The sequence below is a fragment of the Hallella faecis genome, assembly GCF_018789675.1.
Lineage (GTDB): Bacteria > Bacteroidota > Bacteroidia > Bacteroidales > Bacteroidaceae > Prevotella > Prevotella faecis.
On record NZ_JAHKBE010000037.1, the window covers coordinates 1 to 21,277 of the forward strand.

A 21,277-nucleotide genomic window follows, 5' to 3' on the forward strand; every position below is an offset into this window, starting at 1 on the left:
GGGCGCAAATATGCGCCCGAAAATGGCTTTCGCGGGGTGGGAGGGTTTTGGCTTTCGCGGGGTGGAGGGTTTGGCTTTCGAAAGGGGTGGGGGAGGCTGGATGCTTGGGCATGGGTGGGGCTCGGGCGCTTGGGGTGGGGGAGGCTGGACGCTCGGGCGTTTGGGGCTGGGCGTGGCTTGCTACCTTTCCTTTTGCCGTTTGGTGCTTTACGCCAAACCCACTACCTTTGCAATCGTTAAAACCAAGGCGACGCCACCGCGGGGCGCATGCTACGGTATCAACACAAACACTCACAATCATTATTAACCTTAAAACACAGAAAAACAATTATGGCAGTATTTTATCGTAAGTATCAGGAGAAGCGCGAGGGTAACAAGAACTATGGCAAGTGGTATGGCCGCAGCGTCATCCTCAACACCGTGTCGACCAAGGATCTCGCCTCCGAGATCTCGCACGCCACCACCGTGACCTACGCTGATGTGTTGGCGGTGCTCGCAGGGGCCTCAGAGGCTATGAAGCAGCATTTGCAGAACTCGCAGAAGGTGGTGCTCGATGGCATCGGCGCGTTTAAGGTGGGCATAAACACCGTTGCCGCCGCCACCAGCGCCGAGTTTGGAGCGCAGAACGTGAAGAACTTCCGTGTGCTCTTCGCTCCCGAGATCCACTTCGTGGGCAACGGTCAGGTGACGGACAAGAACCGCCGCGCCGGCAACTACGTGAAGGATTTGCTCCAGGGCGTCACCGCCAAGGAGGCTCCCAAGAACGCTGTGGTCGACGCTAAGACTCCCACCGATCCCAAGGCGTAACCCATTCGTCTCACATCTAACAACACTAACACACGCATCATGAAACTATCTCGTCAAACCTGGAAGAACATTGTGCAACTGGCGCTGAGCATCCTCACCGCCGTGGCCACCACCCTCGGCCTGAACAGTTGTCTCTAACCCTCTTCAAACAGTGCTCCCCAAGTCAGCCACAGGGCCGGCTTGGGGAGCTTTCTTTTTTATAACCTCTCATGTGTTTTTTCTTGCCTCATAGGCGGAGCGTTCACCACCTGTGCGAGAGGCTTATGGCTTTGCCAGCTTGGCGCCGTTTACGATGTAGAGGCCGGCGGGAAGTCCGGTTGTGGCCTCCGCAGCGTCTACGTAGGTGCTGAAGCGTCGTAGCGTGCGACCGTCGATGCTTGTCACCGTGGTGGGTCGATGGGCTTTGGCCGTTGTGATGGGTGCGATGGCCGTGGCGTACTTGTCGCTCACATCCTTCACGAGGTAATGTCCGCTGGCATCCTTGCTTGCCGTAACAACGAGATAGGATGTGCGTTTCACATTCTGCACATTCGCTGTCTGCACCGATCCGTTGCTGCTGTTGAACACGAAGTTCACATAATCGTCCTTCGCATTGATTGCGTAGTGGAGCGTGTACCACGTCTTGCCGTCGAGTTTGGTGGTGGTCGTTACACGGTCGCCTGGCCAGCTCTTTGCTGTGGGGTTGTGCGATCCGTCGCCACCCCACGACCACACATACATCGACGTCCATCCCACGGCGTCGGTGTTGACGTTAACGCTGATGTTGTAAGGCTTGAACGCTTCCACCTGATAAGTCCTGGTGACGGTGCCCAGCACCTTGCCGCCCGTGAGCAGCGCCACCTTCAGCGTGGTGTTGCCCTCCGGCAGGCGCAGCGTGGCGCCGTTGTTTGCGCGTGTGCTTTGGCTGGTGGGGTCTGTTCCGTCGAGCGTGTAAACCAGTTGTGCGTTTTTGTCTGTGGCGATGGCCCTGAGCGTCACCGTCGCCCCCTCATCATAATGGCCCGAAGGCAGCGAAGTCCATGCCGTTTGCATGGTGCGCTCCAGGAAGTAACGGTAGTGGTGCCCTTCGGCTGCGAGCGCCCATGTGTTGGCGTCGGGCGAGTAGGTGTTGGCCGACGATCCCACAGCCACATGCAGTCGTCCCTTCGTTCCCGTAGTGGTGAATATGTATCGTGCCACGCTACTGCCGTTGCGTTTCCATGCGCTCTGGTTGTTGATGCCCGTGAGGTTACGCAGCAGAATCATGTTCTTGATGTCGGCCTTGCAGTCGATCCAATGCTTGAGAAACACACAGGGCGTACCCGGCATGGCGAGGATGTAGGCGTTAGCCGCCAGCGTGTCGCGCTTGATAGGGTCTTGCTGCTCCGAGGCTGACCGCCGTTCGGTGTCGTGGTTCTCCACGAAGGTCACGGCGTATCGCGCGTAGGTGGGATCGGTGGCCAGTCCGTCGTGGTCGAGCTTGGTCCAGTTGCTATAGTTTGTGGCGTCGCGCACGGCATATCGAGTGTTGAAGTCGAACGCCGCGCTCTGTATCACCCCGTTCACCTTCGTGCCATTGATCCAGTTGGTGAGCAGTTGTTTGTTACCATCGAAATACTCGCCCACCGAGAACGTTGGTTTGGCGTCGGCGTTGTAGAGTGCCGTAAACTTGGCGGCGTAGCCCTTCACCATATCGTAGCGCACGCCCGCATACCCCATGTCGTTGAGGAGGAAGTGGAGATACGCCTTCACGTTCTTCTGCACGTTAGCGCTGTTATGGTCGAGGTCGCGTGCAAACGTCACCCCCTCGCCCGTGTCGTTGTTGTTGCTGAGCGCATATCCGTTGGCGGCGGCCCATGAGGCCGTCTGTCCGCCGCAGTCGTCCTTGCAGATGTCGGTCGACAACAGTTGGTAGGTTTTTCCTTGGTACGTCTCTTTTGGGAAGTCTACCCAGTTGGTGAGCGTCTTTCTGTGGTTGATCACCACGTCGGCGATGGTCCCTGTTCCCTTCTGCTTGAGCTTGCCGATCATCGACCGCAGCTCCTGTTCCGATCCGAAGGCACTCTGGTAGTTGTTGAACCAGTAGAGGTCGTCGTATCCCATCGATTCGCCTCCGCAGTTGCCACTCTGCGGAATCCACACGAGGTTGAAATACTGTGCGAGTTCATCCGCCTGGCTCTCCAGGTTTTTCCAGTGTGAGGCGTCGAAGCTGTTCCAGTAGAATCCTTGCAGCATCACGCCCTGGTGGTTGGCTGGCCATCCCTGCGCCATGAGTGCTGCGGGTAGGGCCAGTGCTGCCACCAATGATGATAATTTCTTGTTCATAGACGGTTTCATGTTATTTTATTGCTGTGCGTTGATCTCGAGCACCATGGTGGCCCTTGGCGCCAGCGTGATGTCCTTTGTGAGGTCGATGGTGCGTCGTGTGAGGATGTTGTTGGCCAGCTTGGCCCCTTGGAGCACCTCCTGGTAGCGCTGTGTGTGCATCTTGCGTTGGTGCGACGTGCCGTTCACGATGGTGAGCACCGCCCTTCCTGGCAGTGTGCGCGCCACGACATACACCCCGTCCTGCGGAATAAACTGCGTTTGCTTTCCCTTGGTGATGAGCTCGTTGCCCTGTCGCCAGTGGAGCAGACGACTGATCCAGTTGAACATCTGGTTCTCCTCCTTCGTGCGTCCCTGCTGAGTGAAGGCGTTGTGCTCGTCGCCGGGGAATCCACCAGGGAAGTCGCGCCTCACATTGCCGTCGGTCACCTCTTTCGTGCCGTTCATGAGCACCTCCGTGCCATAATAGAGCTGCGGTATGCGGTCGATGGTGAGCAGCAAGGCCAACGCCTGCTTCAGCGCCAGCGAGTCGCGGCCGTTGCCGAGGAACCGGTCGGTGTCGTGGTTCTCGATGAACGCCATCACATGATGCGGGTCGCGGTAGAGATAGTCGTAGCAGAGCGCGTTGTAGATACGGTTGAATCCCTGCCACCATCCGTCGGTCTCCTCGTTCTTGGCCTGGTTGATGCGGTCGAAGAAGGCAAAATCCATCACCGTCTTGAGGTAACTGTTCTTCTCCGACAGTTTGCTGTCTTTCTGCCATGCGGCGGTGTAGGCCGGCTCCGTCACCCACGTCTCTCCCACGGTGTTGAAGTTGGGATATTCGTTGTTGAGCGTCTTCATCCATAGCGCCATGCCGTCGCGGTCGGCGTAGGGGTATGTGTCCATGCGGATGCCGTCGATGCCCACGGTCTCTATCCACCACTCACTGTTTTGTATGAGATACCTCATGACGTGCGGGTTGCGCTGGTTGAGGTCGGGCATGGTAGGCACGAACCACCCGTCTACCGTTTCCTTGAGGTCCACCTGGCTGGCGTAGGGGTCGAGCACCGGCGTGAGCTTGTAGCTCGTTTGCAAGTACTTGTCGTTCACCTTGGCGGCGCCGTCGATAGTGCCCAGTTTCTTCTGATGCGCCGCCGTCTGGTTTTCCGGTGCGAGCCATTCTGGCGTGTTAAACCAGTCTTTCGATGGCATGTCGGCCACCCACGGATGGTCTATGCCGCAATGGTTGAAGATCATGTCCATGACCACCTTCAGACCCTTGCTGTGCGCCTCGTCGACGAGCCGCTTATACTCTTCGTTGGTGCCGAATCGCGGATCCACCCGGTAGTAGTTGGTGGTGGCGTAGCCGTGGTAGGTAGAATGTGCCCCATCGTTGGGGCCGTCGTTCTCGAGCAACGGCGTGAACCACAGCGCCGTCACGCCGAGGTCCTTGAAGTAGTCGAGATGCTGGCGAATGCCCTCCATGTCGCCTCCGTGTCGCAGGCTTGGCGCCGTGCGGTCGCACGTCTTGTCGCGCATGGTCTTGAAGGCGTCGTTGTGTGGGTTGCCATTGGCAAATCGGTCGGGCATGAGCATGTAGAGCACATCGGCGTTGGAGAATCCCATGCGCTTGTCGCCCGCCATGTCGCGGTCTTTCAGCAGGTATTTCACCTTCTTGGTCTGCTTGCCCTGCTTGAAGCACAGCGTCATCTCGCCCGCCTTGGCCCCTTTGAGGTTGAGGTAGACGAGGAGATAGTTGGGCGAGTCGAGGCGTGCGATAGAATCGATGCGCACCCCCGGGTAGCTCACTTCCACGTCGGCGCTGCGCACATCCTTGCCGTGCACCATCAGTTGCAGCGAGGCGTCTTTCATGCCTACATACCAGTTGGTGGGTTCAATGCGGTCGACCCCCACCGCTGCGTTCATGCTCATTGCACTCATAAGCATCATTAGTGATATCAGTTTTTTCTTCATAATCTAATTGGAGTTTCTTATTTAGGCAGGGTGGGCTGAACTTACAGTCACCGGCGCGAAGCGGGCGGGCTGAAAGCCCAACCAGCGCATAGCCCAGGGCAAGCGAAGCGACACCCTGGGTCAAAGCAGGTTCGTTAGTGACGCCCTGGAAGGGCAAAAGCATTCATCCTTATGTAGATTTTGCTCAATGACTGTGCCGTATTTATTACGCTTTTGCCCTTTCAGGGCGTTAATGGGAATGTTGTTTGTATTCATACCCAGGGTGTCGCTTCGCTTGCCCTGGGCTATGCGCTCATTGGGCTTTCAGCCCGTGCATTATTGGCTTCACCTCAGCAATTCAAGCATGCTTGATTGTATTCGGTTTGAACGATCATTCAGCCCGTTTGAAACTAAATCCGTAACTTTAGTAATCTAATCTTTGTTGTTTCAGCTTTACTTCCGGTAGAGTATCAGTGCCGATTGGGCGTCGACCGTAGCCTGGCCCTTGACGGGCATGCCGATGCCCTCCTCGTTGACCACGCCGTTGCAGCACGCCACGTAGTAGTGGCCTTGTGGAAGGACGATCGATCTCGGCTCCTTGTTCGCGTTGAGCGCTACGATGATGTCGTTCCAGCTGTCGATGCCCTCCAGGTTCTTCAGGCGGAAGGCCACCAGACAGTGGTCGGAGGCCATAAACTCCAGGTGCTCCCTCACGGCGTCGGCCTTGGCCAGGCGGAAAGCCGGATGGTGCTTGCGCAGGCCGATCAATCCGCGGTAATACTCAAACACCTCGGGGTAACGCCTCAGGTTGTCCCAGTTGAGCGCGTTGATGCTGTCGGGCGACGCATAGCTGTTGTGCACCCCCTTCTTGTTGCGCAGCATCTCCTCGCCCGCCAAGATGAACGGCACACCCTGCGACGTGAACACCGCCGTCTGTGCCAGCAGGTCGAGGCGTATGAGCTCCGCCTCGCGGTCGGCGTAGCTTCGCGTGGCGTCGTTCCATCCCGGCATGGTCGCCTTCAGGCGGTCCACCAGGCACATGTCGTCGTGACAGCTCACGTAGCTTATCTGTTGCGTCGGCTCCTTGGCCCACGGCTTGTGGTCGTAGTTCACCCGCGCCATGTCGACCTGCGGGTGGGCTATGCCGCCCACGATGCCAAACTTCAGGCTCTCTTCCTCGCCCCCTAAGCCGACGAGGAACGCCCCCTTGGTGTCGTTGCTGAACGGTCCGCGCAGGGCGTCGCGCATGTCGTCGCTGAACGCCCCTATGCCGTGGAGCTTGTAGGCCGCCGCCTTCACGGCCAACTGGTCTTGCGGGTAGGCGCACGCTCCGGCGCTCCATCCCTCGCCGTAGATATAGATCGAAGGATCGATCTCGTCGACGGCGGCTCGTATGGCGTTCATCGTCTCGATGTCGTGCGCGCCCATGAGGTCGAAGCGGAAGCCATCGATGTGGAACTCGTTGATCCAGTATTTCACGCTCTCTATCATAAACTCGCGCATCAGCGGACGCTCCGAGGCCGTCTCGTTGCCGCAGCCCGACCCGTTGGAGTAGCGTCCGTCGGCCGTCTTGCGGTAGTAATAGTCGGGATAGGTGCGTTGGAAATTGCTTCCGTCGATGTCGAACGTGTGGTTGTACACGGCGTCGAAGATGACGCGTATGCCTGCCTTGTGGAGCGCCTGCACCATGGCCTTCATCTCGCGTATGCGCACCGCCGGCTTGTAGGGGTCGGTGGCGTAGCTACCCTCCGGCACATTGTAGTTCTTCGGGTCGTAGCCCCAGTTGAACTGCGGCCGTTGCAGCTGCATCTCGTCGACCGAGGCATAGTCGAACAACGGTTGGAAATGGATGGCGTTCACGCCCAACCGCTTCAGGTAGTCGATGGCGCGGGGCTCTGTGAGTGCCAAGTACTTTCCCTGGTGCTGCAACCCCGACGTGGGGCTGATGGAGAAGTCGCGCATGTGCAGCTCGTAGATCACGAGGTCGGCGGGCGAGGCCAGCGCGGGTCGTTGGTCGAGGCTCCATCCCTCGGGGTCGGTGTCGGCCATGTTGAGTATGGCGCCTCGGTTGCCGTTCACGCCCACCGCCTTGGCGAACGTTCCCGGACATTCGCCAAGGCCCATGTCGAAGGTGTAGAACCGTCCTGCCAGGTCGCCCTTGAGGATGGCCTCCCAGCGGTTGTTTCCCAAGGCCCGCATCTTCACCGTCTTGATGGGTTTGCCTCCCTGCGCGTCCTTGTAGATGCGCACCTTCGGCATGGAGGGTGCGTTGAGGTGGAACACGGTTTGCGTCTTGCCATATTCCATCTCGTTAAATCGCCCTTGGGCGTTGGCGTTCCATGTCATCATGGCGGCAAAGATTACGGTCAATAAGTATCTTACTTTCATGTTATGGGTAGCGTGTGGGTGTTACTTGGCCATCAGCGACACGGCGAAACCGCCGCCGCGCGCCTCCTTGATTTTCAGCACATCGCCCTTCTTCACGGTCTTGTGCAGAATGTGGTAAGCCTTCGGGTTCTTCTCGTAGTCGGCCTCCTTGGCGTCTTGGTAGATGGCGCAGTCGTAGCGTCGCCCCTTGTCGAGGAAGTCGAGTCGCACCACGGCGGTATGGGCGTCCTCGCCCGTCTTTCCGCCCACAAACCAGTTGTCGGTGCCCTTGGCCTTGCGCGCCACGGTGATGTATTTGGCAGGCTCGGCCTCCAGGTAGCGCGAGTCGTCCCAGTCGCACGCCACGTCGCGAATAAACTGGAAGGCGTCGTCGTATTTCTCGTAGTGCTCAGGCAGGTCGGCTGCCATCTGCAGCGGCGAGTACATCACGAGGTAGAGCGCCAGTTGTCCGCAGAGCGTGGAGTGCACAAAGCTCTTGTTGTTGCTCCAGTCGGCGAGTCGCGTCTCGAAGATGCCCGGCGTGTAGTCCATCGGACCGCCCTGCAGGCGGGTGAACGGAAGCATCACCGTGTGGTAGGCCACACTGCCCCCAAACGCCTCGTACTCCGTGCCTCGGGCGCTCTCGTTGCCCACGAGGTTGGGCCATGTGCGGCAGATGCCCGTGGGTCGTGTGGCCTCATGTGCGTTGACCATGATGTGGTGCTTGGCAGCCGTTTCCACGACCCGTTGGTAGTGGTTGTTCATCAGTTGCGAGTAGTGGTACTCGCCGCGTGGGATGATGTCGCCCACGTAGCCCGTCTTCACGGCGTCGTAGCCGTAGCGGTTCATGAGGTTGAACGCCTCCTCCATGTGTCGCTCATAGTTGAGCGCCGAGCTCGATGTCTCGTGGTGCATCATGAGCTTCACCCCCTTGGCGTGGGCATAGTCGTTGAGCGCCTTGATGTCGAAGTCGGGGTAGGGCGTCACAAAGTCGAACACGTCGAGCTTCTGGTGCCCGAACCAGTCTTCCCATCCCACGTTCCATCCTTCCACGAGCACCTCTTGCAGGCCGTTCTTCGCCGCGAAGTCGATGTAGCGTTTCACCTCCGCCGTGGTGGCGCCGTGTGTGCCGTTGGGCTTGCATTTCGAGTAGTCGGTCACGCCGAGCCTTACCGACGGGTAATCATTGGTGTAGCTCCAGGTCTTCGTTCCAACGATCATGTTCCACCACACTCCGCAGTACTTGGTGGGGTGTATCCACGACGTGTCCTCGATCTTGCACGGCTCATTGAGGTTGAGCGTCAGTTTGCAGGCCAGCATGTCGCGTGCGTCGTCGCTCACGAGCACCGTTCTCCAGGGCGTGTTGAACGGCGTCTGTATGAATCCCTTCCGTCCCACGGCGTCGGGCGTGAGCCACGACTCGAGCACGAGGTTCTTCTCGTCGAGGTTGAGGTGCATGGTGGGATAGTCTATGCATGCCGCCTCATGGATGTTGATGTAAAGGCCGTCGCTGGTTTTCATCTGGAGCGACGTTTGCACGCCCGTGTCGGAGAACACCGTCGTCGACGAGTTGCCCTTATACGCCTCGCGGTTCTTGGCTATGACGGCCCTGATGCCGGTGAGCGGCGTGATCTGGTATTCATACTCCTGCGTGTCGTAGTCGCCCGGAATCCAGTAGGCCGTGTGGTCGCCTGCCATGGCAAACTGCGTGTGCTCCTCCTTGATGACGAAGTAGTTGAGCTCCTGCTGTTGCGGAAACTCGTAGCGCAGTCCCATGCCATAGTCGTACACACGGAAGCGTATGGTGATGTTTCGCTTGGTGGCCGGCTGATGCAGGTCCACGGCCATCTCGTTGTAGTGGTTTCTGATAGTGGCCGTTTCGCCCCACACCGGCTTCCACGTCTCGTCGAAGGTCGATGTGCGGTGGTTGGTCTCCTCAAATCCGTCCATGAGGTCGGTCTCGTCCATGCCCTTCGAGGCGTGCTTGTCCTTGGCGAGCTCCAGTCCGAGGTGCGACGGTTTGCACACCGCCTTCCCCTTGTATTGCATCTCGTAGGTGGGCTGCCCCTTGGGCGAGAGCGAGAAGGTCACTACCACGTTGCCGTTGGGCGATGTGACGGTTTGCGCCGCGGCGCCCATGGGCAGCAGCGCCATGGCGAGAAGTAGGATGTCTTTGCGCGTCATGATGATGGTTTTATTTGTTGTTCAGGTGTCGTCCGGCCTCCGTGATGAGGTCCTTGATTGTGTTGTTGTAAGGTGTGTTGGCCAGCAGGTCCTCGATGTTGATGTGCATGCGGTAGCGCCAGTAGTGGTGTGGGTTGGCGGGAATGTTGATGCGCTCGGCGCCTGCGTCGGGCAGGCGCAGCTGCTCGTCGATGGCCATCCAGTCTTGCAGCAAGAGCACGCAGAGCATCGACGGGCACGACAGTTGGTCGGCCACGATCTCCTTGGCCAGCCACCCCGGCAGCGGGTGGGGTGCCGCTCCGCCGCGGTAGAGCTTCGAGGCGTAATAGTCCTGCGTGCGGTTGTAGTCCTCGTCCCACCACTGTCGCAGGGTCGGCATGTCGTGGGTCGAGAGCGTACACACGCTGCGGTAGGGATTGCGCGCAAGGTCGCCAAACGTGAGCTTCGGGTCCTTCGGCATCTGTTGCAGTTCGAGGCTGAGTATGCGCAGCTCGTTCATCACCCACGCCACACAGTCGGGCACCATTCCCAGGTCCTCGGCACACACCAGCATGCGTGTGGCCTGCACCAGCACCGGCAGTTTCTTCATGGCCTCGTTGTACCAGAAGTTGTTGTTGCGGCGATAGTAGTAATCGTTGTAGATGCGGTTGAACTTCTCCTTGTCGCTGTCGTAGAGCGCCTCATACATGAAGTTGAGCTGCGCCGTGATGCGCGGGTGGAACTTGTTGGGGTCGTTGTAGTCGCGCACGAAGAGCACGTCGCTCGCCAAGGCGTAGAGTCCATCGCGTATCCAGATGTCCACATCGCTGTTCTTGTCCTTGAAGGCCGCCTCAATCTTGCGCTCCGTGTCGTATTGCGGCTTGAGGGCGTAGATGTCGTCGTGCTGATGGTCGAGGTAGGTGTCGATCACCTCCTGTGCATGCTCTCGGAACACGCGGTCGACCACCCATCGGGCAATGAACGGCGTGGTGAACAGTTGCTCCTGGAAGTGCAGTCCGTAGCCCTCGATCTCCTCGCGCGACATGCCCAGTGCCGGCGCAAACTGTCCGAGCAGGCCGTGGACGCAGGTGATGGGGATGGCCCAGATGCGGAAGAATCCCAGCACGTGGTCGATGCGGTAGGCGTCGAAATACTTCGCCATGTTCTGGAAGCGGCGTATCCACCACTGGCATCCGTCGTCGATCATGCGCTGCCAGTTGTAGGTGGGAAATCCCCAGTTTTGTCCGTTGACGGAGAAGGCGTCGGGCGGCGCACCGGCCTGCGCGTTGAGGTTGAAGTATTGCGGCTCGTGCCACACGTCGCATCCGCAGCGGTTCACGCCGATGGGAATGTCGCCCTTGAGCACCACGCCCCTCGCCTTGGCATACTCGTGTGCCTCCTGCATCTGCTTGTGGAGCACATACTGCACATAGTAGTAGAACGCCACCTCGCGGTATTCCTCGGTGCGTGGGTTTCTCAGCGCGCCGCGGTCGGCCTCGTGCCATTGCTCATGGCCCTTCCACTGGCTGAAATCTACCGTCCCCAGCGTGTCGCGGAGATGGCAGTATTGTGCGTAGGGCACCAGCCAATGCTCATTTTCGGCCATAAACTTGCGGAAGTGGGTGGTCTTCATCACGGCCTCGCCCTCCTGCTTGAAGATGATGCGCAGGTATTCGGTCTTGGCGTTGTTCACCTGCTCATAGTCGATCTGGCTCAGGGCGTTGAGTTTCTTTCTGAGCGCCTCCATCTCGGCCGCCTTCTTCTTGTCGGCGATGGGCGGCAACTGCCTGAGGTCCACAAACTGTGGGTGAAGGGCGAAGATGCTGATGGCCGAGTAGGGGTACGAGTCGGTCCAGGTGTGTGTCGACGTGGTGTCGTTGATGGGCAGCACCTGCAGCACCCGCTGCTCGGTTTCGGCCACCCAGTCGACCATGCGCTTCAGGTCGCCGAAGTCGCCCACGCCAAAGCTGCCCCGTGTGCGCAGTGAGAACACGGGTATGAGCGTGCCGGCCAGTCGCTCATTGTAGATCTCGAAGAACGCCTGGTCGAGTTCCCTCACCACCATCTGTCCGTTGTCGGCCATGGGCAGTTCGAGGCGGCGGTTGGCTCCCGTTTCCCAGAGCAGGTCGCCCTTGTCGGTCCAAGCCACAAACTTAAACTCCGTGGTGCCGGCGTTGGCAAAGTCCCTGAGGTTGAGGTCGGCCACCCATTCGTTGTGGTTGTGCTCCACCATCCTCACGGCCTTGTCGGCAATCCATTGGCCCAGGGCCTTGTCCTCGCCCACCACCGCCAGTTGGCATCCGCCTCTCAGTTGCGGTGCGCGCACCACGAGGCGCAGCGTCTTGGCGTAGGCTGACGCCTTCATTCGGCTGTGGTTTCGACGGTTCACACAGTCGGTGAACGCCGAGCTGTAGAGGTACGAGTCGCCTGGAATGTCTTGCCATCGGTTGCTCACGAGGTAGGTGTCGGTCTTCTTGCCGTTGAGCTCCAGTCGGTGGGTGATGGTGGTCCACTCGTGCCGTTCCTCCTGGCCTCCGCGGTCCACGCTGAAGTAATAGTCGATGTGGGTCACCGACGTGTCGACCGCCATCTGGCAAGTCCACGTTTTGTCGGCGGTCATGTTCATGCCGTAGGTTTGCGCCTTGGCGCCGTTACGGTCCACCACGTTCAGTTGGAGCGTCTCTCCAAACACCGTGGCATATTGCAGGTTGAAAAGAATGTTCATTGTTGTATTGTAAGGTTTTGGGGGTTGTTCTTATTGATGAGCGACACGCTGAGGGCGCCGAGTGCGAGCAGCGCTGCCGCCACGAGCATCATGTTGTATTGGTGCGATCCCACCATGGCGAGCAGTGTGCCACCACAGGCGGCCGCCACGATTTGCGGCAGGCAGATGGTGCCGTTGAACAGTCCGAGGTATGCGCCCTTGTGGCCGTAGCCCTCCAGCGCGTTGGTCACAAAGGCGAACGGCATGGCGAGCATGGCGGCCCACGCACATCCTATGAGCACATAGGGCAGCACCAACAGGTTCTCGTTGTGGATGAAGGGCACCATGGCGAATCCCACGGCGCCGATGAGCAGACTGATGGCGTAGGCCCATCGCTCGTTCTTGATGCGCGGCAGCACCACGGCCCACACCACGCTTCCCAGCGCCTGCCAGAAGAAGAGCACGCCCACCCAGTTGCCTGCCTCCTGGTAAGCCTTCGAGGCCACGTTGGAGGTGTGCCACACGGTGTCGGCGATGGTGCCGTTGGTGTAGGTCCACATATACATGAACGCCGCCCAGCAGAAGAACTGCACCAGTCCGACCTTCCAGAACGTCGACGGCGCGTTGCGCAGCAGCGTAATCCACCCGGCCTTCTCCTCGTCGGCCTCCGGCTTGCGCTCGTTGTATTCGGCATATTCCTTCGGGTTCCATTCCTTCACGGTAAGCGTGGTGTAGAGCACACACAGGATGAGGATGATGGCTCCGATGTAGAACGAAAAGATCACCGAGTCGGGCACCACACCCTTCGGCGCCTCGTTGGCGATGCCGCAGGCGGTAAACAGGAAGGGGAACACGTAGCCGGCCAGCGAGCCCGAGTTGCAGAGGAAGCTCTGTATGGAATAGGCAAACGACTTCTGCCGCTCGTTCACCATGTCGCCCACGAGCATCTTAAAGGGCTGCATGGCCATGTTGATGCTCGTGTCGAGAAACATCAGCGACACCAGTCCGAACACCATGGCGGTGCTCACGGCCATGCCAAGCGATCCCGCGTTGGGCAGCAGGCACATCACCGCCACCGCCACAGCCGATCCGATGAAGAGGTAGGGTATTCGCCGTCCGAATCGGCACCAGGTGCGGTCGCTCAGCGTTCCCACGATGGGCTGCACGATGATGCCCATGAGCGGCGGCAAAATCCAGAAATAGCTGAGAGAGTGGGGGTCGGCTCCCAGTGTGGCGAATATCCTCGATATGTTGGCGCTCTGCAGGGCGTAGGCAATCTGCACACCGAAGAAGCCGAAGCTCAGGTTCCAAAGCTTCCAAAAGCTTAAATCTTCTTTTTGTTTCATGATATTGTTTAGGTTGTTGTTAGGTCTAAGTTTTGCCCATGCGCCATCGTGGTTGGCGAACGCGCATTGCGGCGGCTGGGGTGTTCCTACGAACGTATTTGCTTACGCAAGTTCCTACGAACGTATGTATTTCCGTATTTCCGTACTTTCGTACGTATGTTGTTGCGGATGTGCAGTGTGGTTGTCACACTTCACATTCCACATTGTCATTTCGAGCTTCCTCTGACCACGAGTCGGGTTTTCACCACCCGTTTCTCCACCTTGTCGGGGTCGGTCAGGCCCTCCACCTTGTCGATGAGGATGTTGGCGGCCTCGCGCCCCACCTCCACGCCACGTTGCTCCACGGTGGTGAGCTGCGGGTCGCATGCCACGGCGCGGCTGCCGTTGGTGAATCCACACACCGCCACGTCGTCGGGAATGTTGAATCCCATGCGCTTGGCCGTGTACATCACACCGATGGCCGTGTCGTCGTTCACGCAGAAGAACGCGTCGGGTCGGTCGTCGCGCCTGAGGATGTTGGGTGTGAGGCGCTCGGCGTCGCTGCGGTTGTCGCACACGATGGCCAACGAGTCGTCGGGCTTCAGACCCGCCTTGAGCAGGGCGTCGCGGTAGCCGTTGTAGCGGTTCTTGCCCACCTCGGCCTTGCCCGCCATGCCATAGAAGGCTATGCGGCGGCAGCCCGTTTCGATGAGGTGCGTCACGGCCTTGAACGCCCCCATGTAGTCGTCGACCACCACAAGGCTGGCGTTGATGCCCGTGCAGATGCGGTCGAAGAACACCAGCGGCAGGCCCTTGTCGAGCAGCATCTGGAAATGGTCGTACTGCGTGGTTTCCTTGGCCTGCGACATGATGACGCCGCACACGGGCTCCGTGTCGAACATCTGGCAGATTTGTCGCTCGCGCTCATAGTGCTCGCCGCTCATGGTGATCACTATTTGGTAGCCACGCTCGGAGGCCGTCTCCTCGATGCCCGTGAGCACCGACGCAAAGTAGTAATGGGTTATCTCGGGCACGATCACGCCGATGACCTTCAGGGCGTGTCGCCGATTGTTTCTGAGCGATTGGGCCAGGTCGTTGGGCGAGAAGTTGAGCTCCTTGGCGTAGGCGCAGATGGCGTCGCGCTTCTCCTGCCGCACCTTTTTGCATCCGCTCAGTGCGCGCGAGACAGTGGAGACCGACACGCCGAAATGCTCGGCTATGTCCTTCATCGTAGTAGCTTGCTTCTTATCCATATATCTGGTCTTACGGCTGCAAATTTACGCCAATAATGAGTAACTTGATGCTCTTTTTTGCCATTTTAACTTTTTGCATTATGCAAACGTTTGCACACGAATTTTGGCGGATTTATGAAAAAAGGAGTATCAACCTATGGCAAAGCGTCGTAAATTTGCACTGTAATCTAACGACATCTACCTTTCGCCCTGGAGAAACAAGGAGAATAGCCACCAACCCTACCCTATATATTGTTATGGACGCAGGCGTGGGACAACTGGCCTCTTTTGCAGACTCCAAGCAATAGGCAAACAGACGAGACAATTATTAATCAACCTAAACAATATGAACCATGAAGCATGTTAAATTCTCTAACACCTTGAGGATTGCAGCCCTTACAGGCGGCTTGTTCCTTTCGGCAAGTGCTTTCGCGCAACAGGTTGTCGTGAAAGGACATGTGAAGGATGCCACGGGAGAACCCATCATCGGTGCCACCGTGCGTGTGGCAGGCGTTGAGGGCGGAGCCATCACCGACGCCAATGGTAACTTTACCATTTCTGCCAACCCCAAATCGACCATCACCATCTCATTTATTGGCTATGAGCCCGCCACCGTCACGGCCGGGCAAAACGTCGACGTGGTGATGAAGGAAGCCGGAGCCACCCAGTTGAAAGACATGGTGGTCATCGGTTACGGTAAGGCCAAGAAGGCCGACCTCACAGGATCGGTGACCGTCATGAAGCCCGATGAGCTCACGAAGGGCGTAACCAACAACGCCTCCGACCTTCTCGTAGGTAAGGTGGCCGGTGTGGATGTGCAGACCGACGGTGGATCGCCAGGCGCAGGAGCGCAGATCCGCATCCGTGGTGGTGCCTCGCTCTCGGCCAGTAACGACCCGTTGTATGTCATCGACGGACTCGTCATCGACAACAACACCGCAACGGGCATGAGCAACATCCTCGCCAACATCAACCCGTCGGACATTGAGACCTTCACCGTGCTCAAGAGCGCCTCGGCAACAGCCATCTACGGATCGCGCGCCAGCAACGGTGTGGTGATCATCACCACCAAGAAGGGAAGCAGCGGACAGCGCCCCACCTTCTCCTACAACGGCGATGTAACGGTTTCGACCGTGCGCAAGAAATACGATACGCTCAACGCGTCAGAGCTTAAGAAACTCGCCGAATCGAAGGGCATCGACACCAACCTCCTTGGCGACGCCGACACCGACTGGCAGGACGAGATTCTGCGCACCGCCGTGTCGACCAGCCACAGCGTGAGCATGCAGGGCGGCCTGAAGAACATGCCCTACCGTGTGAGCGCAGGCTACAACGCCGCCAACGGTATTCTCCGCACCAGCTGGATGCACCGTTTCAACAGCAGCGTGAACGTGGCGCCCTCGTTCCTCGACAAGCACCTCAACTTCAACTTTACGGCCAAGTATATGTATGAGAAGGACCGCTACGCCGACCCAGGAGCCATCGGAGCCGCCCTGGCCATGGATCCCACACGTCCCGTGCGCACCGACGATCCCGACTACAGCGTGGTGGGTGGCTATTACCAGACCCTCCAGGGCGCTTCGTTCAACGACCCCAACTGGACCAAGACCTCTTACTCGCAAACACCGCAGAACCCTGTGGCCATGCTCAACAACAAGCATTGCGTGGCCAACGCCAACGATATCAGCGGCAACGCCGAGGTCGACTATAAGATCCACGGTTTCGAAGACCTCCATATCCACGCCAGCCTCGGCGCGCAGTACACCGCCACCAGCCAGACCACCGATGTGGCGCGCACCTCTTACAGCGACAACTACTATGGCCGCCAGGAGTTTATGGATTATTACAAGTATAACATCGTGGGCAACGCCTACGCACAATACATGCACCAGTTTGGCGACCACCATGTGGACATCATGGCAGGCGCAGAGCAGTCGCACTACCACCGCACGGGAACAGGCACCTACGGAAAGGGTACCAACCCGCTGACCGGCGAGGCTTACAACGAGAAGCTCAGAAGCGAGACCGAATGGGCCACACACAACTCGCTTGTGTCGTACTTCGGCCGATTCAACTACAACCTGCTCGACCGCTACCTGCTCACCGCCACCTTCCGCGCCGACGGATCATCGCGCTTCGCCAAAGGCCACAAGTGGGGCTACTTCCCATCAGCTGCCTTGGCATGGAGAATGAGCGAGGAGCCCTTCATGGCCAACATTCATTGGCTCAACAACTTGAAGCTCCGCTTCGACTGGGGTAAGACCGGTCAGCAGAACGGCATCGACGACTTCTACTACGCTCCCGTCTATGTGCGCGGCGACCAGTTCTCGCAGTATGCCTTCGGCGACACCTATTATTACACCATGCGACCCAACAAGTATAACGGCAAGCTCACATGGGAGAAGACCGAGACATGGAACGTGGGTGTCGACTTCAGCGCGCTCAACAACCGCGTTGGCTTCAGCATCGACGGATACATCCGCAACACACGCGACCTGCTGGCCAACGTGTCGGCAACGGCAGGAACCACCTTCGGCGACCAGCTGCTGCAGAACATCGGTTCGCTCCGCAACTACGGCCTGGAGTTCTCCATCGACGCCAAGCCCATCGTCACCAAGGACTTCACATGGGCCGTGACCTACAATGTGGGATGGAACAAGAACAAGATCACCGAGCTCAAGGCCGGCGCACAAGACTGGGTGTGGGTCAACTCCACCACGGCCGCGCGCGGTACCTCAACCCGTTTGCAACGCAACAAGGTGGGTGAGCCCATCAACTCGTTCTTCGTTTACCAGCAGGTCTACGACGACAACGGCAAGCCCATCGAGGGTCTCTATGTTGACCGCGACCACAATGGCGTGATCGACGATGGCGACCGCTACTACTACAAGAGCCCGGCACCCGACGTGATCATGGGTCTCACATCGAAGTTCCTCTACAAGAACTGGGACCTGAGCTTCTCGCTCCGCGCTTCGCTCGGCAACTATGTGTACTATTACAACCTCGCCAACAAGGCTAAGGTGTGCGACTCAGGACTCTACAGCCACGGCGCCTTCGAGAACAGCAATCCTGAGGCTGTGGCTCTCGGATTCACCGGACTGACCACCGCCATGAACAGCGTCAGCGACTACTTCATTCGCAACGCATCGTTCCTCAAGTGCTCCAACATCACCCTCGGCTACACCTTCCCGGCACTCATGAAGTGTGGATCGCACGAGTATTTCGCCGGACGCGTCTACTTCACCGTGCAGAACCCATTCATCATCACCAAGTATAAGGGTCTCGACCCCGAGGTGGCCAATGGCGTCGACAAGGATCCGTACCCGCGCCCAGTGAGCTTCCAGCTCGGTGTGCACTTCGATTTCTAACCGTGCAAACCATCAACGGATAAAAACCATCTAACTAAGCATTTACAATCATGAAACACATCATATTGAAAAGCGCAGCGCTGGCCCTCATCAGCATGGCCGTCGTGTCGTGCGCTGACGATCTGAACATTTCGCCCATCGACCCGCAGACCTCGCCGTCGTATAAGGTGGAGGAACTGCTGGCCAAGCAGTATGGCACACTCGGACTCACCGGTCAGAAAGGTCCTGACGGTAACCCTGATATGGGCACCGACGAGGGTGAGAGCGGATTCTACCGCACTGTGTTCAACCTCAATGAGCTCAACTCCGACGAGGTGCTCTGGGCCTGGCAGGACAACCAGGACATCATGCCTATCACCAACATGGCATGGACGTCGGCCTCGCCGCGTGTCAACTGGTGCTACCAGCGTTTGGCCTACGACATCACGCTCCACAACCAGTTTATCAGCGAGCAGACGGGCAAGCTCCCCGACGACGAGGTGGCTGAGGTGCGCTTCCTGCGCTGTCTCAACTACTACCATTTCCTCGACCTCTTCCACAAGGCTCCGTTCAAGGTGGAGTTTAACGGCGACCTGCCTACCGAGAAGAGCGGCGTCGACCTCTACAAGTGGATCGATGAGGAGCTCACGGCCATCGAGCCGCTGATGAAGAATGTGGGTGCCTACTGCAACGCCAAGAACTTCGGACGCGCCGACCGCGGTGCGGCCTTTGCCCTCCACGCTCGCCTGGCGCTCAACGCCATGGTCTACACCGACGGCCAGATCAACGATTATAAGAAGGCCAAGGACTACTGCGACAGTATTCTGAATTCTCACGCCTACGACCTCTGTAGGGCCGAGAAGAACGGTTACACCGGTTACCAGCAGCTCTTCATGGCCGACAACGACGAGAATCCCGAGGCCATGCAGGAGATTATCTTCCCCATCCGCCAGGACGGACTGAAGACGCGCAACCACGGCGCAACGACCATGCTCATCAATGGTACACGCTGCGGCGGTATGCCCTATTTCTACCAGAACAACCCCTGGCAGTGTGTCTTCGCACGCAAGAACCTCGTGGGTAAGTTTATCCCCACCCTCGACCTGCCCAACGCCGACAACAAGGCTTGCACCGACGCTTACAAAAAGTATCTGTCCGACAACCAGCTCGACGCCGGCAGCCTCAGTGAGGCCGACATCATCGCCATGGACCAGGTGCTCGGCGGCAGCACAGCCGAGCTCGTCAGCAAGGCTGGCGACGACCGCGCGCTGTTCTACGCCGGCTACGCCGGTGGTGTGCGCCGACTGGAGCCCGACAAGTCGATCAAGAACTTCTTCGACGGTGTGTCGATCGTGAAATGGTCGAACGTGCGCACCGATGGCGGACAGGTTCACGACCAGAACTTCTGCGACACCGACGTGCCCCTCTTCCGTCTGGCTGAGATCTACCTCACACGCGCTGAGGCCAACTACCGCCTGGGCTACAAGGACGCTGCCCTTGCCGACATCAAGGTGCTGCAGCAGCGCGCCCACCGCACCAACGTGGCCAAGTCGCTCTCGCTCAACGACATCCTCGATGAGTGGTGCCGCGAGTTCTACCTCGAAGGACGCCGCCGCAGCGACCTCGTGCGCTTCGGGCTTTACACCAGCAGCCAGTATCTCTGGAGCTTCAAGGGCGGCCAGCCCAACGGTGTGGGTGTCGACAGCCACTACAACATCTATCCGATTCCGGCCAACGAGATCTCGGGCAACCCCAACCTCCACCAGAATCCGAACTATTAATAGTTTTTCCGAATAACCATAAAGACTTTGGATCATGAAATATCTACATAAACTCATGACGCTTCCGTTGCTCGTGTTGCCGTTCCTCTTCGCCGCTTGCGACGAGGATCGCGACAGCAACCCGACACTGGACCTGAGCCACGTGGCCGAGGGCTTCGTGCTCAATACACCGGCGTATGCCGAAAACATTTACGACCTGGCAAAGTCGGAGGGCGTGGAGCTTACTTGCTCGCAGCCCAACTATGGCGAGGGTGTGCCCTACCTGGTGCGCTACTTCGTGCAGGTGTCGCTCGACCCCACCTTCGGCCAGACCAACAGTGAGGCGGCCTTCAAGGAGCTCTCCACCTCGTTCACCAAGGCTAAGATGAACGCCAACGCCGTGGAGTTTAACAATGCCGTGGTGGACCTCTTCCAGGCTGCCAACCCTGACGCCGACGTGCCGGCCACACTGCCCGTCTACGTTCGCTTGCGCGCCATCATCGACGGCACCATGACGGAGAACCTCGGCGAGACATTCTCCAACGTCATCACGCTGCCTCAGGTGCGCGCCCAGTATCAGGCTCCCGATGTGGAGTATCCGGGTTGCCTCTATGTCGTAGGATCGTCGATCCAGGAGGCATGGAGCAGCTGGAAGCAGGTGCCCGCCGTCTATGGCTTGCAGGGTCAGTATTACACCATGGTGTATGTGCCGGCTGGCGGTGCCTTCAAGTGGGGAACAGCCGAGGGCGACTGGCGTGGTTACGGACGCATCACCATCGACGACCAGGCTGGTGCAGGCGTGTCGAACAACGACGACGACAACATCGTGCTGGCCAACGGCGGATGGTATGCGCTGCTCTTCGATGGTGAGATGACCGCCGACAAGAAGGCCATCAACTACAAGCTCCATATCTATCCGGGCGAGGCTTACATCATGGGCAACGCCGCCGGTACATGGGATGAGGCCAGCCCCGCTGCGGCCATGCAGGCTCCTGCCGACCAGAACGGCGAGTGGGTATCGCCGGCCTTCACCGGTACGGGCGAGCTGCGCGCCTACATCCACATCCCCAATGTGGAGTGGTGGCGCACGGAGTTTACGCTCCTCAATGGCAGCCTCTATTTCCGCGACATCAACATTCCCGAGAACTGGTCTGCCAACGCTGGCCCCGAATACTCGGTGAGCTGCGCTCCCGGACAGAAACTCTATGTGAACTTCGACAAGAACACAGGTGAGGTGAAATAACTTTTTCATTAAGGCTACGGGTGGAGTGGGGTGCCGCCCGACCCCCCGTGGCCATCTGGAAAGGAGTGAAATCTTAAAAAATCAACAACC

Annotated in this window: 13 protein-coding genes; 6 read left to right on the forward strand and 7 right to left on the reverse strand. The window is 58.6% G+C overall.

Annotated features, from left to right (window positions below; all coding sequences use genetic code 11):
- The 3 genes from KM934_RS08980 to KM934_RS08990 form a co-directional block, all read left to right on the forward strand.
- The coding region (locus tag KM934_RS08980; protein ID WP_215760286.1) for a hypothetical protein at window positions 1–307 on the forward strand (307 nt) is incomplete at its 5' end.
- A 23-nt stretch (window positions 308–330) separates the two neighbouring features.
- Complete coding sequence (locus KM934_RS08985) at window positions 331–807, forward strand: HU family DNA-binding protein (protein WP_215760287.1); 477 nt, start codon at window positions 331–333, stop codon at window positions 805–807.
- 39 nt (window positions 808–846) lie between these two features.
- Window positions 847–945 (forward strand): smalltalk protein, encoded by a 99-nt coding sequence (locus KM934_RS08990; RefSeq protein ID WP_215760288.1) that lies wholly within the window; start codon window positions 847–849, stop codon window positions 943–945.
- Between the two features lie 123 nt (window positions 946–1,068).
- On the opposite strand, the gene KM934_RS08995 is transcribed toward KM934_RS08990, so the two are convergent.
- The 7 genes from KM934_RS08995 to KM934_RS09025 form a co-directional block, all read right to left on the reverse strand.
- Window positions 1,069–3,111, reverse strand: coding sequence for an alpha-amylase family glycosyl hydrolase (locus tag KM934_RS08995; RefSeq protein ID WP_215760289.1), 2,043 nt, complete (start codon window positions 3,109–3,111; stop codon window positions 1,069–1,071).
- An 18-nt stretch (window positions 3,112–3,129) separates the two neighbouring features.
- Window positions 3,130–5,067 carry a glycoside hydrolase family 13 protein gene (locus KM934_RS09000; RefSeq protein WP_215760290.1) on the reverse strand — a complete coding sequence of 646 codons (1,938 nt, stop codon included), beginning with the start codon at window positions 5,065–5,067 and terminating at the stop codon, window positions 3,130–3,132.
- A 432-nt stretch (window positions 5,068–5,499) separates the two neighbouring features.
- Window positions 5,500–7,434 (reverse strand): type I pullulanase, encoded by a 1,935-nt coding sequence (gene pulA / locus KM934_RS09005; protein ID WP_215760291.1) that lies wholly within the window; start codon window positions 7,432–7,434, stop codon window positions 5,500–5,502.
- A gap of 21 nt (window positions 7,435–7,455) precedes the next feature.
- Complete coding sequence (locus tag KM934_RS09010) at window positions 7,456–9,597, reverse strand: glycoside hydrolase family 97 protein (RefSeq protein ID WP_215760292.1); 2,142 nt, start codon at window positions 9,595–9,597, stop codon at window positions 7,456–7,458.
- 10 nt (window positions 9,598–9,607) lie between these two features.
- Window positions 9,608–12,301 (reverse strand): 4-alpha-glucanotransferase, encoded by a 2,694-nt coding sequence (locus KM934_RS09015; RefSeq protein WP_215760293.1) that lies wholly within the window; start codon window positions 12,299–12,301, stop codon window positions 9,608–9,610.
- Entirely contained in the window at window positions 12,298–13,626 is a 1,329-nt protein-coding gene (locus tag KM934_RS09020; RefSeq protein ID WP_215760294.1) for an MFS transporter, read from the reverse strand. Before KM934_RS09020 ends, KM934_RS09015 begins: the two co-directional genes overlap by 4 nt.
- 206 nt (window positions 13,627–13,832) lie before the next feature.
- Window positions 13,833–14,858 carry a LacI family DNA-binding transcriptional regulator gene (locus KM934_RS09025; RefSeq protein ID WP_215760295.1) on the reverse strand — a complete coding sequence of 342 codons (1,026 nt, stop codon included), beginning with the start codon at window positions 14,856–14,858 and terminating at the stop codon, window positions 13,833–13,835.
- Window positions 14,859–15,190: 332 nt separating this feature from the next.
- Between KM934_RS09025 and KM934_RS09030 the strand changes: the two genes are divergently transcribed.
- From KM934_RS09030 to KM934_RS09040, 3 genes are read left to right on the forward strand one after another with little or no spacing between them, the layout of a single operon-like run.
- Entirely contained in the window at window positions 15,191–18,205 is a 3,015-nt protein-coding gene (locus KM934_RS09030) for a SusC/RagA family TonB-linked outer membrane protein (protein ID WP_215760296.1), read from the forward strand.
- A gap of 50 nt (window positions 18,206–18,255) precedes the next feature.
- Window positions 18,256–19,965, forward strand: a complete 1,710-nt coding sequence (gene susD, locus KM934_RS09035; RefSeq protein WP_215760297.1) for a starch-binding outer membrane lipoprotein SusD — start codon at window positions 18,256–18,258, stop codon at window positions 19,963–19,965.
- A 34-nt stretch (window positions 19,966–19,999) separates the two neighbouring features.
- Window positions 20,000–21,187 carry a SusF/SusE family outer membrane protein gene (locus KM934_RS09040; RefSeq protein WP_215760298.1) on the forward strand — a complete coding sequence of 396 codons (1,188 nt, stop codon included), beginning with the start codon at window positions 20,000–20,002 and terminating at the stop codon, window positions 21,185–21,187.
- The last annotated feature ends 90 nt before the right edge of the window (window positions 21,188–21,277 follow it).

What these genes read in the sequence shown, in the direction of transcription:
- KM934_RS08985 (WP_215760287.1), top strand. Translation starts at nt 331, where the DNA reads ATGGCAGTATTTTATCGTAAGTATCAGGAGAAGCGCGAGGGTAACAAG.
- KM934_RS08990 (WP_215760288.1), top strand. Translation starts at nt 847, where the DNA reads ATGAAACTATCTCGTCAAACCTGGAAGAACATTGTGCAACTGGCGCTG.
- KM934_RS08995 (WP_215760289.1), bottom strand. Translation starts at nt 3,111, where the DNA reads ATGAACAAGAAATTATCATCATTGGTGGCAGCACTGGCCCTACCCGCA.
- KM934_RS09000 (WP_215760290.1), bottom strand. Translation starts at nt 5,067, where the DNA reads ATGAAGAAAAAACTGATATCACTAATGATGCTTATGAGTGCAATGAGC.
- pulA (WP_215760291.1), bottom strand. Translation starts at nt 7,434, where the DNA reads ATGAAAGTAAGATACTTATTGACCGTAATCTTTGCCGCCATGATGACA.
- KM934_RS09010 (WP_215760292.1), bottom strand. Translation starts at nt 9,597, where the DNA reads ATGACGCGCAAAGACATCCTACTTCTCGCCATGGCGCTGCTGCCCATG.
- KM934_RS09015 (WP_215760293.1), bottom strand. Translation starts at nt 12,301, where the DNA reads ATGAACATTCTTTTCAACCTGCAATATGCCACGGTGTTTGGAGAGACG.
- KM934_RS09020 (WP_215760294.1), bottom strand. Translation starts at nt 13,626, where the DNA reads ATGAAACAAAAAGAAGATTTAAGCTTTTGGAAGCTTTGGAACCTGAGC.
- KM934_RS09025 (WP_215760295.1), bottom strand. Translation starts at nt 14,858, where the DNA reads ATGGATAAGAAGCAAGCTACTACGATGAAGGACATAGCCGAGCATTTC.
- KM934_RS09030 (WP_215760296.1), top strand. Translation starts at nt 15,191, where the DNA reads ATGAAGCATGTTAAATTCTCTAACACCTTGAGGATTGCAGCCCTTACA.
- susD (WP_215760297.1), top strand. Translation starts at nt 18,256, where the DNA reads ATGAAACACATCATATTGAAAAGCGCAGCGCTGGCCCTCATCAGCATG.
- KM934_RS09040 (WP_215760298.1), top strand. Translation starts at nt 20,000, where the DNA reads ATGAAATATCTACATAAACTCATGACGCTTCCGTTGCTCGTGTTGCCG.